Source organism: Methylobacterium sp. UNCCL125 (assembly GCF_900116795.1).
GTDB lineage: Bacteria > Pseudomonadota > Alphaproteobacteria > Rhizobiales > Beijerinckiaceae > Methylobacterium > Methylobacterium fujisawaense.
Genome location: NZ_FPBW01000018.1, coordinates 102,434 through 115,695, shown reverse-complemented (window position 1 = coordinate 115,695; position 13,262 = coordinate 102,434). Strand labels below are relative to the sequence as shown.

Here is a 13,262-nt window from a genome sequence, read left to right as displayed (position 1 = left end):
GCGTCCGCAGACGCGGGAACCTCGTGATGAAGAAGACGATCCTCGCCCTCAGCCTCCTCGGATTCGGCCTCGCCCCCGCGCTGGCGGCCGATCCCGGGCCTGAGGCCACGGTCAAGAAGCTCTACGCCGAGCCGCACCCGAATCACTCCTCCGTGTACTCGAAGCGCCTGCAGGGCCTGTTCGACGCCGACGCGAAGCAGGCCAACGGTGCCACCGGCAACCTCGACTTCGACTACCGCCTCAACGGCGAGCCCCTGAAGCCCGACACGGTGAAGAACCTGACCTTCAAGGAGGCCACCGAGGGCAAGGACCAGGCGAAGGTCACGGTGGAGCGCAAGGGCGGCGACGGCTCGAAGGCGATCGTCTACGACCTCGTGCGCGAGGATGGCGGCTGGAAGGTCTCCGACGCCCACGCGATCGGCGACCGCAAGTGGCAGCTCACGACCATCCTCAAGGGCGAGGCGCGCTGAGCCTGGGCCGTCGACCCTCGACAGGGGTGCGGCGCGGCGATATGGCCGCGCCATGCCCGACTTCCTGCTCGAACTCCGCTCGGAAGAGATCCCCGCCCGCATGCAGCGGCGCGCGGCGGAGGATCTGAAAAAGCTCGTCACCGACGCCCTGGTGGCGCGCGGTTTCCTGTACGAGGGCGCCAAGGCGTTCTCGACGCCGCGCCGGCTGGCGCTGCACATCGCCGGCCTCCCCGCCCGGGGCGAGGCCGTGCGTGAGGAGCGCCGCGGCCCGCGGGTCGGCGCCCCCGAGGCGGCCGTCCAGGGCTTCCTGAAGGGCGCGGGACTGACGAGCCTCGATCAGGCCACGACCGTCACCGATCCCAAGAAGGGCGAATTCTACCTTGCGGTGATCGAGCGGCCCGGCCGCGAGACGCTGGACGTCCTGGCCGAGCTCCTGCCCGAGATCGTCAAGAACTTCCCCTGGCCGAAATCCATGCGCTGGGGTGCGGCCTCGGCGGAGCCGGGGTCCCTCCGCTGGGTGCGCCCGCTGCAATCGATCGTCGCGACCTTCGGGCCGGAGACCGAGAGCCCCGAGGTCGTGCCGTTCGCGGTCGGCGGGATCGCGGCCGGCACGGTGACCTACGGCCACCGCTTCCTCGCCCCGGAGGCGATCGAGGTGCGCCGGTTCGACGACTACATCCAGGCCCTGGAGCGGGCGAAGGTCATCCTCGACGCCGACCGGCGCAAGGACGTGATCCTGCACGATGCCCGCGACCTCGCCTTCGCCCGCGGCCTCGACCTCGTCGAGGACGAGGGGCTGCTGGAGGAGGTGTCGGGCCTCGTGGAATGGCCGGTGGTGCTGATGGGCTCCTTCGACGAGGCCTTCCTCGACATCCCCGCCGAGGCGATCCGGGCGACCATCCGGGCGAACCAGAAGTGCTTCGTCCTGCGCAAGAGCGGGTCGGAGGACCTGGCGCCGGCCTTCATCCTGGTCTCGAACCTCGTCGCCAGCGACGGCGGCCGGGCGATCACAGCCGGCAACGAGCGGGTGGTCCGGGCGCGCCTGTCGGACGCGAAGTTTTTCTGGGAAACCGACAAGGCGATTCGCTTGGGGGATCGGCTGCCGAAGCTCGACAGCATCGTCTTCCACGAGAAGCTCGGCACGCAGGGCGAGCGGATCGCCCGCATCGCCGCGCTCGCGAAGGACCTCGCGACTCTGGTCGGGGCCGATCCGGCGCTCGCCGAGCGCGCCGCCCGTCTCGCCAAGGCCGACCTCGTCACCGAGATGGTCGGCGAGTTCCCCGAGCTCCAGGGCCTGATGGGCCGCAAATACGCGGCGCTCCAGGGCGAGCACGACAGCGTCTGCGCGGCCATCGAGGAGCATTACAAGCCGCTCGGCCCCTCCGACCGGGTGCCGAGCGATCCGGTCTCCATCGCGGTGGCGCTCGCCGACAAGCTCGACACGCTGGTGGGGTTCTGGGCGATCGACGAGAAGCCCACGGGGAGCAAGGACCCGTTCGCCCTGCGCCGGGCGGCTCTGGGCGTGATTCGGCTGATCCTCGACCGCGGCCTGCGCCTGCGCCTCCTCGAGCAGGTCGGCGCGGCGGATCGCGGCCTCGCCGGGCGGGCCGGTGCGGATGCCGGGGATCTCCTCGGCTTCTTCGCGGACCGCCTCAAGGTCTACCTCCGCGACCAGGGCGCCCGCCACGACCTCATCGACGCCGTCTTCGCTTTGCCCGGCCAGGACGACCTGCTGATGGTCGTGCGCCGCGTCGAGGCGCTCGGACAGTTCCTCGACACCGAGGACGGGAAGAACCTGCTGGCCGGCTACAAGCGCGCGGCCAACATCCTGCGCATCGAGGAGAAGAAGGACGGCCGCGCCTACGATGCCGCGCCCGACGCCGCCCTCGCCGCCGCGGGCGAGCCGGCCGAGCGGGCGCTGGCCGAGGCGCTGGCGAAGGCCCGGGCGACCGCCTCGGCGGCGGTCGCCCGCGAGGATTTCGCCGGGGCCATGCAGGCGCTCTCCACGCTCCGCGCGCCGGTGGACGCCTTCTTCCAAGACGTCACCGTCAACGCGCCCGATCCGAAGCTCCGCGAGAACCGCTTGGCTCTGCTCAACGCCCTGCGCGCCGCGACGCGGGAGGTGGCGGAGTTCGCGAAGATCGAGGGGTGAGGCGGAGCCTTCCCCGCGGACAATCGCCATCTGAACGGAGCGCGGGTCCCCTCGCCCGTGCGGGAGAGGGACAGGGTGAGGGGTGCGACCTCACCGGAAAGACCCGATCCCTCACCCCGACCCTCTCCCGCATGGGAGAGGGGGCGCGTTGCGCCTTCGCACAGACCACTGAGGGCCACCCTCACCCGTGATCGTGCCCGGCATGGTCCCCCGGCTCCGGCAGGGTCAGGCCGAAATGGCTCACCAGATCGGCCACCTGCCCGGGGCTCAGCTGCCGCGGGTTGAGGTTGCGGAGCAGCAGGTAGAGCTTGGCGGTCTCCTCGAGCTCCTCGGTGGCGAAGACCGCGCCCTCCAGGCTGTCCCCGGCCACCACCGGGCCGTGATTGGCGAGCAGCACCGAACTGTACCGGCCGGCGAGCCCCCGGATCGCGTCCGCGACCGCCGGGTCGCCGGGTCGGTAATAGGGCACCAGCGCCGTGCCGCCGGTGCGCATCAGGTAGTAGGGCGTCAGCGGCGGCAGGACCTGACGCGGGTCGATCTCCGGCAGCATCGAGACCGCCACCGCGTGAGTGGAGTGCAGGTGGACGATCGCCTTCGCTTCGCTGCGGCTCTCGTAGAGCGCGCTGTGCAGCGGGATCTCCTTGGTGGGCTTGTCGCCCGAGACGAGGCGCCCCTGCTGGTCCAGCCGGGAGATCCGCGCCGGGTCGAGGAAGCCGAGGGACGCGTTGGTCGGCGTCACCAGCCAGCCGCCGTCGGGCAGGCGCAGCGAGATGTTGCCGGACGAGCCCGGCGTCAGGCCGCGCTCGAACAGCGAGCGGCCGTAGCGGCAGATGTCTTCGCGCAGCCGGCTCTCGTCGCTCATGCGGTCGCTCCCTCGATCAGCTCGAACCCGAGATCGATTTTCTTTGGACTCTGATCGGTCAGGCAGGCGGCGGCCCGCCGGCCGATCTCCAGGCGCGGCGTGCGCACCGTCGAGAGGGGCTGGGGCATCGCCGCCGCGAAGTCGAGCCCGTTGAAGCCGAACAGCGCGATCCGTCCCGGGACCGCGAGCCCCGCCGCCAGGCAGGCGAAGTAGCCGCCGAGCGCCATGTCGTCGTTGGAGAAGTAGACGGCATCGAGATCCGGGTGGCGCGCCAGCAGCGCCTCCAGCCCCGCCCGCCCCGAGGCCGGCGAGGACGGCCCCGACCGGATCTCCTGGGCCTGGAGCGCCAGCCCAGCCTCCGCCAGGGCTTCCTCGAACCCGGCCAGCCGCTTGCCCGCCCGCACGTCTATGCGCAAGTCGTGGCCGAGATAGGCGATGCGGCGGTAGCCCCGCGCGACGAGGTGGCGGGCGCTCGCCGCCCCCACGGCCCGGTTGGAGAACCCGACCACCGTGTCGATCCCGTCGCCATCCGTGTCGATCATCTCGACGACGCGCACGCCCCCGGCCCTGGCGAGGGCCACCGTCCCGGGATTGTGCTCCAGCCCGGTGAGCAGCAGCGCCGCCGGGCGCCACGACAGGAGCGCGGCGGCCAGCGCCTCCTCCCGGTCCGGATCGTACTCGCTCACCCCGATCACGCAGGGGATGCCCTCGGCGTCGAGCGCCGATGTCAGGCCGCGCAGCAGGTCGGGAAAGACCACGTTGGCGAGCGACGGGATGACGACGCCCACGAGCCGCGCGCTCGCGCCCTGGCCGGCGAGGCTGCCGGCGAGGCGGTTCGGCACGTAGCCGAGCCGGGCCACCGCCTCAGCCACCCGCGCGCCGGCGCGCTTGGAATAGGAGCCGTGGTTGCGCAGGACCCGCGAGACCGTGCTCTCGCCGACCCCGGCCTCACGGGCCACGTCGGTGAGCGTCACGAGCCGCCCCGGCGGCTGGAATTCGTCCATGGCCCCGCTTCTCCCGGCGCGGTCTCTGATGACGTCCGTCGCATCGCCCATCCGCACCCTCATCGCGTGATGCCCGCGCGACCGGGCCCCGAAGGACAAGGTCCTTAGAGGGCGCGGCGCTCCCTGGAGGGCTCCTTCGAGGCCTCCGCTGCGCTGCGCCACCGCGGGATGAGGGTGCAATTGGGAAGACCGTCCTCAGCGATCCGACCCCTGACATAGCGGCCTGCATTATGTCGCACAACCGGATTGGCAGCGCTGCCAAAAGGCGATATGGCACCGCCCCAGCGCCGCCCGACGAGCGGTGAAGACCATGATCCGCCCATCCGCGCGAGCGTATGGGCGAGGGAGAACGCCATGCCGGTCCAAGCCGCTCCGCTGGGGGGCGCCACCGCGCCCGCGGACGAAAAGTCCTTCGCCGACCGCACCTACGCGAAGGTGTTCTGGCGCCTCGTGCCGTTCCTGATGCTCTGCTACGTGGTGGCGTATCTCGACCGGGTGAATGTCGGCTTCGCCAAGCTCCAGATGTCCCAGGAGCTGAAGTTCTCCGAGACGGTCTATGGCCTCGGTGCTGGGATCTTCTTCCTCGGCTACTTCCTGTTCGAGGTGCCCTCGAACGTGATCCTGCACCGGGTCGGCGCGCGGGTGTGGATCGCCCGGATCATGATCACCTGGGGAATCATCTCCGGCGCCTTCCTGTTCGTGAACTCCGAGTGGAGCTTCTACGGGATGCGCTTCCTGCTCGGGCTGGCCGAGGCCGGCTTCTATCCGGGCGTGATCCTCTACACGACGTCGTGGTTCCCGGCCCATCGCCGCGCCAAGGTGATCGCGGTGTTCATGGCGGCGATCCCGATCTCGGGGATCTTCGGCAACCCGCTCTCCGGCTGGATCATGGACGCGTTCAACGGCGCCCAGGGCCTGTCCGGCTGGCAGTGGATGTTCCTGATCGAGGCGGTGCCGGCGGTGCTCATCGGACTCGCCGTGTTCTTCTACCTCGACAACCGCCCGGCCGAGGCGAAGTGGCTGAGCGACGCCGAGAAGGAGCTCCTGGAGCGCGACATCGCCGCCGACAACCGGGGCAAGGAATCGAGCCCGCACTCCATCGCCACCGTGTTCCGCAACGGCCGCGTGTGGTTCATGAGCCTCATCTACTTCGCATTCGTGACCGGGCAGTACGGCCTCACCTTCTGGATGCCCACGATCGTCAAGGCGTCGGGCGTGCAGGGCAATCTCAACATCGGCCTGATCAGCGCGATCCCGTTCCTGTGCGCGGCCATCGTGATGGTCCTGTTCGGGCTCAGCGCCGACCGGATGCGCGAGCGCCGTTGGCACCTGATCGTCCCGGCCCTGCTCGGCGCCGTCGGCTTCGTGGTCTCGGCGAGCGCGGGCTCGACCACCATCGCGGTGGCGGCCCTCTCGGTGGCGGCGGCCGGCGTGCTGACCTGCTCGCCCCTGTTCTGGTCGCTGCCCACGGCGTTCCTCAGCGGCGCCGGCGCGGCGGCCGGCATCGCCCTGATCAACTCGGTGGGCAATCTTGCCGGCTTCGTCAGCCCCTACGTGATCGGGGCGCTGCGCGACGCCACCGGCAGCACCGCCGCCGGCATGTACGCGCTCGCCGCGATGCTGGTGGTCGGCTCGGTCTGCGTGTTCGTCACGCCGGCCCGGATGGTCAACCGCTGAGGCTTCGAGCCGAGCGCGCCGGTCTCCCTCCCCCCTCTGCGGGGGAGGGTGGCCCGTGCGTCAGCAGGGGTCGGGAGAGGGGAACCCGGTTTCAGGAAAGGGTGCGACCTTCACGGAGGCTGACGCTCCCTTCTGCACCGTCGCTCCCCTCTCCCGACCCCCTTCGGGGGCCACCCTCCCCCGCAGAGGGGGGAGGGAGACGCGCGGCTCCGGATGCACCCTACGCGACGTAACGAACCCCCTTCCCAGTCCATGCAGGAGCCGCCCCCGATGACCAAAGCAACACACCGCGCCGCGGTGATCGGCCTGGGCTCCATGGGCTCCGGCATGGCCGGCTCGCTCCTGCGGGCGGGCTTCTCGGTCGCCGCCTGCGACGTGAACCCGGAGGCGGTGGCGCGCTTCGCCGCCGCCGGCGGCCGGGGCGCCGCGAACCCCGCCGAGGCGGCCCGGGACGCCGACGTGGTGGTGAGCGTGGTGGTCAACGCCGCCCAGACCGAGGCGGTGCTGTTCGGCGAGAACGGGGCCGCTGCCGCGATGCCCGAGGGCGCGGTGTTCGTCTCCTCCGCCACCATGGATCCGGCCGTCGCGCGCGCGCTCGCCGCCCGGCTGGAGGCCACCGGCCGCCACTATCTCGACGCCCCGATGAGCGGGGGCGCCGCCCGCGCGGCCGAGGGCGGCCTGACCTTCCTGGCCTCGGGCTCGGCGGCGGCCTTCGCGAAGGCGCGGCCCGCCCTCGATGCCATGGCGGGCACGCTCTACGAGCTCGGCGACGCGGCCGGCCAGGGCGCGGCCTTCAAGATGATCAACCAGCTGCTGGCCGGGGTGCATATCGCCGCCGCCTGCGAGGCGATGGCCTTCGCGGCCAAGCAGGGCCTCGATCTCCGGCGCGTGTACGAGGTGATCACCAAGTCGGCCGGCAATTCCTGGATGTTCGAGAATCGGGTGCCCCACATCCTGGACGCGGATTACAGCCCGAAGAGCGCGGTCGACATCTTCGTCAAGGATCTCGGCATCGTGCAGGACATGGCCCGGGCGGAGAAGTACCCGGTCCCGGTGGCGGCCGCGGCGCTCCAGATGTTCCTGATGGCGTCCGGCGCCGGCATGGGCCGCGACGACGACGCCTCCGTGGCGCGGCTCTACGCGCAGGTCTCGGGGGCGAAGCTGCCGGGGACGGCCTGAGGAGGCCTGATCCCACCCGCTTCCTCATCCTGAGGTGCCCGCGCCAGCGCGCCGCCTTCGCGGCCTCCGCTGCGCTCCGGCACCTCAGGATGCGGGGATTGGGTTGGATCGTGGTCCGCTGAGCGGATCGTCGCGTTTCTAAGGATCGGGCAGGGAGTCCCAAAAGAATGCCGCGCTTTGCCGCCAACCTCAGCCTGATGTTCAATGAGGTGCCGTTCCTCGACCGGTTCCAGGCTGCGGCCCGCGCCGGGTTCGACGCCGTGGAGTTCCTGTTCCCCTACGAGCATCCGCCCGAGGCCATCGGCGCGCGGCTCCGGGCGAACGGCCTGACCCAGGCGCTGTTCAACCTGCCGCCGGGCGACTTCGCCGGGGGCGAGCGCGGGATCGCCGCCTTCCCCGAGCGGTTCGACGAGCTGAAGGCGGGTGTCGAGACGGCGCTCCGCTACGCCGAGGCGACGGGCGTGGGCCGGCTCCACCTCATGGCGGGCCTCGCCCCCTGGGACGATCCCAAGGCCGCCGAATCCTACCGTCGGGCCGTGACCTGGACGGCCGAGCGGCTCGCCCACGCCGGCCTCGACCTCGTCCTGGAGCCGATCAACGGCCGGAACATGCCGGGCTACTTCCTCAACGATTTCGGCCGCGCCGCGGACCTGATCCGTGAGCTGGCTTTGCCGAACCTGAAGCTGCAGTTCGACCTCTACCATTGCCAGATCCTGCACGGCGACGTGACCATGCGGCTGCGCGCCCTGATGCCGATCATCGGCCACGTCCAGACGGCGAGCGTGCCCGAGCGCCACGAGCCCGGAACCGGCGAGATGAACGACTTCTTCCTGTTCGACGAGCTGGACCGGCTCGGCTACCGCGGCTTCGTCGGCTGCGAGTACATCCCGGCCGCCGACACCGTCGCGGGCCTCGGCTGGCTCGCCGCCTACAAGGGGAGCGCCCGATGAGCCTCGCGCTGGGATGCGTCGCCGACGACTACACGGGCGCCTCGGACCTCGCCAACACCCTGACCAAGGCGGGCCTGCGCACGATCCAGACCATCGGGGTGCCTGAAGAGGGCCGCGCCCTGCCGGAGGCCGACGCGGTGGTGGTGGCGCTGAAAAGCCGCTCGATCCCGGCCGACCAGGCCGTGGCCCGCTCCCGCGAGGCGGAAGCCTGGCTGCGGGCCCGGGGCGCGGCCCACGTGATGTTCAAGGTCTGCTCGACCTTCGATTCGACGGATGCGGGCAATATCGGCCCGGTGATGGACGCCCTGCGGGCCGAGGCCGGCGCGGCCATCGCGCTCGTGACCCCGGCGTTCCCGGAGACCGGGCGCAGCGTCTACCAGGGCAACCTGTTCGTCGGATCCGTGCCGCTGAACGAGAGTCCCCTGAAGGACCATCCGCTCAACCCCATGCGCGACGCCAACCTCGTGCGCGTGCTGGGGCGCCAGAGCGCCAGCCCGGTCGGCCTGGTCGACACCGCCACGGTGGCCCGGGGTGCGGAGGCCGTGGCGGCCCGCCTCCAGGCCCTGGCGGCCGAGGGCAAGGGCGCCGCCATCGCGGACGCGATCTTCGACAGCGATCTTGAAACCCTCGGGCGGGCGATCATCGCCGAGAAATTCTCCGTGGGTGCGTCCGGCCTCGGGCTCGGGCTCGCCCGGGCGCTGGTGGCCGACGGGCGCGGCACGCAGGATGCCGCCGGGGCCGCCGTGGGCGAGCCGGTGGGCGGGGCCGCCGCCTGCCTCGCCGGCAGCTGCTCGCAGGCGACCCTCCAGCAGGTCGCCGCGGCGGAGAAGATCATGCCGGTGATGCGCCTCGACCCGGCCCGGCTGCTCGCCGGCGCCGACGTGGTGGCCGAGGCCCTGGCCTTCGCGGCGGAACGGCTCGCCGCAGGCCCGGTGCTGATCGCGTCCTCGGCACCCCCCGAGGCGGTGCGCGCCCTCCAGGCCGCGCATGGGGTCGACGCGGCTGGCCATGCCATCGAGGCGGCGCTGGCCGCCATCGCCGAGGGCCTCGTCGCCCGCGGCGTGCGCCGGCTCGTGGTCGCCGGCGGCGAAACCTCGGGGTCGGTGGTCGACCGGCTGGGCCTCACCGCCTTCCTGCTCGGGCCGGAGATCGCCGCGGGCGTACCGGTGCTGCGGACCGCAGGGCGACCGGAGCCGATGCTGCTCGCCCTCAAATCCGGCAATTTCGGCGGCCCGGACTTCTTCGGCCGCGCCCTCGACATGATGGCCTGAGGCCGCATACTCCGACGAGAGGTTTCCCATGCACGCCCTGATTCTCGGTGCCGCCGGCATGATCGGCCGCCGCCTCGTGGACGCCCTGGTGAAGGACGGCCAGGTTGGCGGGCAGACGCTCAGCGCCCTCACCCTGCTCGACGTGGTCCCGCCCGCGGCGCCGGAAGGCTTCTCCGGCCCGGTGCGGGCCGAGGCCGCCGACCTGACGGCCCCGGGTGCCGCCGAGGCCGCCATCGCCGGGCGGCCGGGGGTGATCTTCCACCTCGCCGCGGTGGTCTCCGGCGAGGCTGAGGCCAACCTGGAACTCGGCTACCGGGTCAATCTCGACGGCACCCGCCTGCTCCTCGACGCGATCCGCGCGGCCAACGCGGCGGACGGCTACCGTCCGAAGCTCGTCTTCACTTCATCCCTCGCGGTGTTCGGGCCGCCCTTCCCCAAGGTGATCCCGGACGACCACATCCTGCGCCCAGCCTCCTCGTACGGGGTGCAGAAGGCCATGGGCGAGCTGATGCTCGCCGACTACGCGCGCCGCGGCTTCCTCGACGGGATCGGTCTGCGCCTGCCGACCATCTGCGTGCGGCCGGGCAAGCCCAACAAGGCGGCCTCGGGCTTCTTCTCCGGCATCATCCGCGAGCCGCTGGCCGGCCAGGAGGCGATCCTGCCGGTGCCCGACACGGTGCGGCACTGGTTCGCCAGCCCCGCCGCGGCGGTCGGCTTCCTCGTCCACGCCGCCGGGCTCGACCTCGCGGCGATCGGGCCCCGGATCAGCCTGACCATGCCGGGCGTCTCCGCCACGGTCGCCGAGGAGATCGAGGCCCTGCGCCGCGCGGCGGGCGACAAGGCCGTGGCGCTGATCCGGCGCGCGCCGGACGCGACCATCGCGCGGATCGTCGGCTCCTGGCCGGAGGCCTTCGAGCCGGAGGCGGCCCTGGCTCTGGGCTTCCGGGCGGATGAATCCTTCGACGCGATCGTGGCCCAGCACGTGGCCGAGTTCCACGGCGGCTGAGGCGTCAGGCCAGGGCGGAGCGGATGTCGGTCTGCGGAAAGGCGTCGCCGACGTAGAGCAGCGGCACGCCGTGCATCCGCGCGCAGGCACAGGCGAAGCAGTCGCCGAGGTTCAGGCGCGCCGGGTGGCGGCCCTTGCCGTGGCGGGCGTGGGCCGCGAGGGCGAGGCGCGTCTCCGCTTCGGCGATCGGGACCCGCGTGACGCCTGTGGCGGCCAGAAAATCGTCCACGATCTCTTGGCGACTTCGGGCGAGACGGCCTGGAGCCGGGTGATGGCGAGCACCGCCTCATACACGGCAACGCCGCTCGTGAGCCGCACGGGACTGTCGCGCAACCGATCCATCAGCGCAGAATGTCCCGGCTCGCCGGCGACGATCGCCATGCTGGCGGACGCGTCGACGAACATCACGCGGCGTTCAGGCTGTCGTAGAAGGCCTCATCCGCCTTGAGGCCCGTCGACGGGTTGGATGCCAACCTGTCCTGGATCGGCTTGACCGGCTCCAGGAAAGTCTCGCGCTCCGCGTTCTGCCGCGCCAGTCCGTTCTTGAGCGCGGGTCGCACCGCCTCGGTCTTGCTCACGCCCGTCCGCGATGCCAGCTTCTCGGCGCGCTGATTCACCTCTTCGCTGCGGATGTTGAGCGGCATGGCAGCCCCCGTGTAGACGCACGGAGGCCAGTGTCTACACACCCCTGCCGCAAGGGCGGCCAGAACCCCGATCAAGGATCCCGATGACCCGCCTCGACGAGGCCCGCGCCGCGCTCAAGAAGACCTTCGGCTACGAGGATTTCCGGCCCGGGCAGGACGAGGTGATCGGCGCGGTGCTGGACGGCGCCGACGTGTTCGCCGTGATGCCCACCGGCTCCGGCAAGTCGATGACCTACCAGCTCCCCGCCCTGGTCGAGCCCGGTCTGACCGTCGTGGTCTCGCCGCTGATCGCGCTGATGCACGATCAGGTGCAGCAGATGAAGAGCGTCGGCATCGAGGCCGCCACCCTCAACTCGACGGTGGCGGAGACGGAGTCCCGCGAGACCTGGCGGTCCCTGCGCTCGGGCGACCTCCGTCTCCTGTTCGTGTCCCCCGAGCGCCTGCTGATGGAGGGCTGCATCGAGGCCCTGCGCGGGGCCGGGGTCCGGCGGCTCGCGGTGGACGAGGCGCACTGCGTCTCGCAATGGGGCCACGATTTCCGGCCCGAGTACCGGGAGATCGCCCGGGCCCGGGTGGCGCTGGGCAACATCCAGACCCTGGCGCTCACCGCCACCGCCGATGCCGCGACCCGCGCGGAGATCGCCGAGCGGCTGTTCCCGCAGGACCGGCCCCCGAAGATCTTCGTCCACTCCTTCGACCGGCCGAACATCCGGCTGACCTTCCAGCCCAAGGACAACCCGGCCCGGCAGATCGAGCGGTTCCTGAAGCATCGGCGGGCGGAGAGCGGGATCATCTACTGCTCCTCGCGCAAGCGCGTCGAGCAACTGGCCGAGACCCTCAAGAAGGACGGGTTCGACGCCCTGCCCTACCATGCCGGCCTCGACCAGGGCACGCGCATGCGCAACCAGGACCGGTTCCTGCAGGAGGACGGGGTGGTGATGACCGCCACCATCGCCTTCGGCATGGGCATCAACAAGCCCGACGTGCGCTTCGTCTGCCACGCCGACATGCCCAACAACGTCGAGGGCTACTACCAGGAGATCGGCCGCGCCGGCCGCGACGGGCTGCCCGCCGACACGCTGACCCTCTACGGCCTCGACGACATGGCGCTGCGCCGCCGCCAGATCGACGAGAAGGAGATCTCCGACGAGCGCCGCAGGGTGGAGCGGCGCAAGCTCGAGGCGATGATCACCCTGTGCGAGGGCGCCACCTGCCGCCGCCAGTCGCTGCTCGCCTATTTCGGCGAGGCGAGCGGCCCTTGCGGCCGCTGCGACCTGTGCCGCGGCGGCGTCACCCTCGTGGACGGGACGGTCTCGGCGCAGAAGATCCTCTCGGCCGTCGTGCGCACCGGCCAGCGCTTCGGCGCGGCCTATATCTGCGACGTGGTCCACGGGAAGGAGAGCGAGCAGATCCGCCGCAACGGCCACGCGAGCCTCAAGACCTTCGGGGTCGGCGCCGACAAGCCGGTGGCCGCGTGGCGGGCGATCCTGCGCCAGCTCTTCGCGGCCGGGGCGATCGCCGAGAACGCCGACGGCTTCGGCGGCCTGTCCATGACCGAGAAGGGCGAGGCGATCTTGTTCGGCCGGGAGCCGGTCCAGCTCCGCCCGGATCCGGAGCCGAAGGCCGAATCCCGCGAGCGACGCCGGCCTGCATCCCGCGAGGACGGCGAGATCGCCCTCTCGGAGGCCGACGAGGCGCTGTTCCAGCACCTGCGCGGCCTGCGCGCCACGCTGGCCCGGGCCGAGGGCATCGCGGCCTTCATGGTCTTCCCCGATCGAACGCTGATCGAGATGGCCCGCCAGAAGCCCGTCGACCTCTGGGCTCTGCGCACGGTCCACGGGGTCGGCGAGCGCAAGCGCGAGGCCTACGGCGACAAGTTCGTGGCGGCGATCGCCGATTTCCTGGCCCATCCGCCGGCCGCGTGACCGGCCTTCATCCACGGTGGCGTCAGACGGCGTATTGCAACGCGGTGGGAGAACGCACTAATCCGTCACCGTCGCCGCACGCTGCCCGGTTCGGGTCGCTTAACGGGTCGGGGGTCCTGTCG

Annotated in this window: 12 protein-coding genes; 8 read left to right on the top strand and 4 right to left on the bottom strand. The window is 71.5% G+C overall.

What is annotated here, in order from left to right:
* Nucleotides 1-26: 26 nt before the first annotated feature.
* Together BM396_RS19185 and glyS are read left to right on the top strand one after the other, a co-directional pair.
* Nucleotides 27-470, top strand: coding sequence for a DUF3828 domain-containing protein (locus BM396_RS19185; RefSeq protein WP_043347783.1), 444 nt, complete (start codon nucleotides 27-29; stop codon nucleotides 468-470).
* A gap of 52 nt (nucleotides 471-522) precedes the next feature.
* Nucleotides 523-2,622: a glycine--tRNA ligase subunit beta gene (gene glyS, locus BM396_RS19180; RefSeq protein ID WP_043389489.1), complete on the top strand. Its 2,100-nt coding sequence runs from the start codon at nucleotides 523-525 to the stop codon at nucleotides 2,620-2,622.
* Between the two features lie 181 nt (nucleotides 2,623-2,803).
* Here glyS and BM396_RS19170 read toward each other — a convergent pair whose 3' ends face one another.
* Entirely contained in the window at nucleotides 2,804-3,484 is a 681-nt protein-coding gene (locus BM396_RS19170; RefSeq protein WP_043389486.1) for a 3-oxo-tetronate 4-phosphate decarboxylase, read from the bottom strand.
* Nucleotides 3,481-4,488 (bottom strand): LacI family DNA-binding transcriptional regulator, encoded by a 1,008-nt coding sequence (locus BM396_RS19165; RefSeq protein WP_043347788.1) that lies wholly within the window; start codon nucleotides 4,486-4,488, stop codon nucleotides 3,481-3,483. The genes BM396_RS19170 and BM396_RS19165 overlap by 4 nt, the downstream gene beginning before the upstream one ends.
* 354 nt (nucleotides 4,489-4,842) lie before the next feature.
* On the opposite strand from BM396_RS19165, the gene BM396_RS19160 reads away from it, so the two are divergent.
* The 5 genes from BM396_RS19160 (at nucleotide 4,843) to denD (ending at nucleotide 10,571) form a co-directional block, all read left to right on the top strand.
* Nucleotides 4,843-6,165 (top strand): MFS transporter, encoded by a 1,323-nt coding sequence (locus BM396_RS19160; protein WP_043389484.1) that lies wholly within the window; start codon nucleotides 4,843-4,845, stop codon nucleotides 6,163-6,165.
* A 270-nt stretch (nucleotides 6,166-6,435) separates the two neighbouring features.
* On the top strand, nucleotides 6,436-7,344 hold the full coding sequence (gene ltnD, locus BM396_RS19155; RefSeq protein ID WP_043383555.1) for an L-threonate dehydrogenase: 909 nt from the start codon (nucleotides 6,436-6,438) through the stop codon (nucleotides 7,342-7,344).
* Between the two features lie 167 nt (nucleotides 7,345-7,511).
* Entirely contained in the window at nucleotides 7,512-8,294 is a 783-nt protein-coding gene (otnI, locus tag BM396_RS19150) for a 2-oxo-tetronate isomerase (RefSeq protein WP_043383527.1), read from the top strand.
* Nucleotides 8,291-9,565, top strand: a complete 1,275-nt coding sequence (gene otnK, locus BM396_RS19145; protein ID WP_043383525.1) for a 3-oxo-tetronate kinase — start codon at nucleotides 8,291-8,293, stop codon at nucleotides 9,563-9,565. The genes otnI and otnK overlap by 4 nt, the downstream gene beginning before the upstream one ends.
* A 28-nt stretch (nucleotides 9,566-9,593) precedes the next feature.
* Nucleotides 9,594-10,571, top strand: coding sequence for a D-erythronate dehydrogenase (denD, locus tag BM396_RS19140; protein WP_043383522.1), 978 nt, complete (start codon nucleotides 9,594-9,596; stop codon nucleotides 10,569-10,571).
* A 4-nt stretch (nucleotides 10,572-10,575) separates the two neighbouring features.
* Here denD and BM396_RS33405 read toward each other — a convergent pair whose 3' ends face one another.
* On the bottom strand, nucleotides 10,576-10,800 hold the full coding sequence (locus BM396_RS33405; RefSeq protein WP_236961524.1) for a type II toxin-antitoxin system VapC family toxin: 225 nt from the start codon (nucleotides 10,798-10,800) through the stop codon (nucleotides 10,576-10,578).
* A 175-nt stretch (nucleotides 10,801-10,975) separates the two neighbouring features.
* Complete coding sequence (locus tag BM396_RS19130; RefSeq protein ID WP_043383521.1) at nucleotides 10,976-11,215, bottom strand: type II toxin-antitoxin system VapB family antitoxin; 240 nt, start codon at nucleotides 11,213-11,215, stop codon at nucleotides 10,976-10,978.
* A gap of 83 nt (nucleotides 11,216-11,298) precedes the next feature.
* Here BM396_RS19130 and recQ point away from each other — a divergent pair, with 83 nt between their 5' ends.
* On the top strand, nucleotides 11,299-13,140 hold the full coding sequence (gene recQ, locus BM396_RS19125; protein WP_043347801.1) for a DNA helicase RecQ: 1,842 nt from the start codon (nucleotides 11,299-11,301) through the stop codon (nucleotides 13,138-13,140).
* The last annotated feature ends 122 nt before the right edge of the window (nucleotides 13,141-13,262 follow it).

What these genes read in the sequence shown, in the direction of transcription:
- BM396_RS19185 (WP_043347783.1), top strand. Translation starts at nt 27, where the DNA reads ATGAAGAAGACGATCCTCGCCCTCAGCCTCCTCGGATTCGGCCTCGCC.
- glyS (WP_043389489.1), top strand. Translation starts at nt 523, where the DNA reads ATGCCCGACTTCCTGCTCGAACTCCGCTCGGAAGAGATCCCCGCCCGC.
- BM396_RS19170 (WP_043389486.1), bottom strand. Translation starts at nt 3,484, where the DNA reads ATGAGCGACGAGAGCCGGCTGCGCGAAGACATCTGCCGCTACGGCCGC.
- BM396_RS19165 (WP_043347788.1), bottom strand. Translation starts at nt 4,488, where the DNA reads ATGGACGAATTCCAGCCGCCGGGGCGGCTCGTGACGCTCACCGACGTG.
- BM396_RS19160 (WP_043389484.1), top strand. Translation starts at nt 4,843, where the DNA reads ATGCCGGTCCAAGCCGCTCCGCTGGGGGGCGCCACCGCGCCCGCGGAC.
- ltnD (WP_043383555.1), top strand. Translation starts at nt 6,436, where the DNA reads ATGACCAAAGCAACACACCGCGCCGCGGTGATCGGCCTGGGCTCCATG.
- otnI (WP_043383527.1), top strand. Translation starts at nt 7,512, where the DNA reads ATGCCGCGCTTTGCCGCCAACCTCAGCCTGATGTTCAATGAGGTGCCG.
- otnK (WP_043383525.1), top strand. Translation starts at nt 8,291, where the DNA reads ATGAGCCTCGCGCTGGGATGCGTCGCCGACGACTACACGGGCGCCTCG.
- denD (WP_043383522.1), top strand. Translation starts at nt 9,594, where the DNA reads ATGCACGCCCTGATTCTCGGTGCCGCCGGCATGATCGGCCGCCGCCTC.
- BM396_RS19130 (WP_043383521.1), bottom strand. Translation starts at nt 11,215, where the DNA reads ATGCCGCTCAACATCCGCAGCGAAGAGGTGAATCAGCGCGCCGAGAAG.
- recQ (WP_043347801.1), top strand. Translation starts at nt 11,299, where the DNA reads ATGACCCGCCTCGACGAGGCCCGCGCCGCGCTCAAGAAGACCTTCGGC.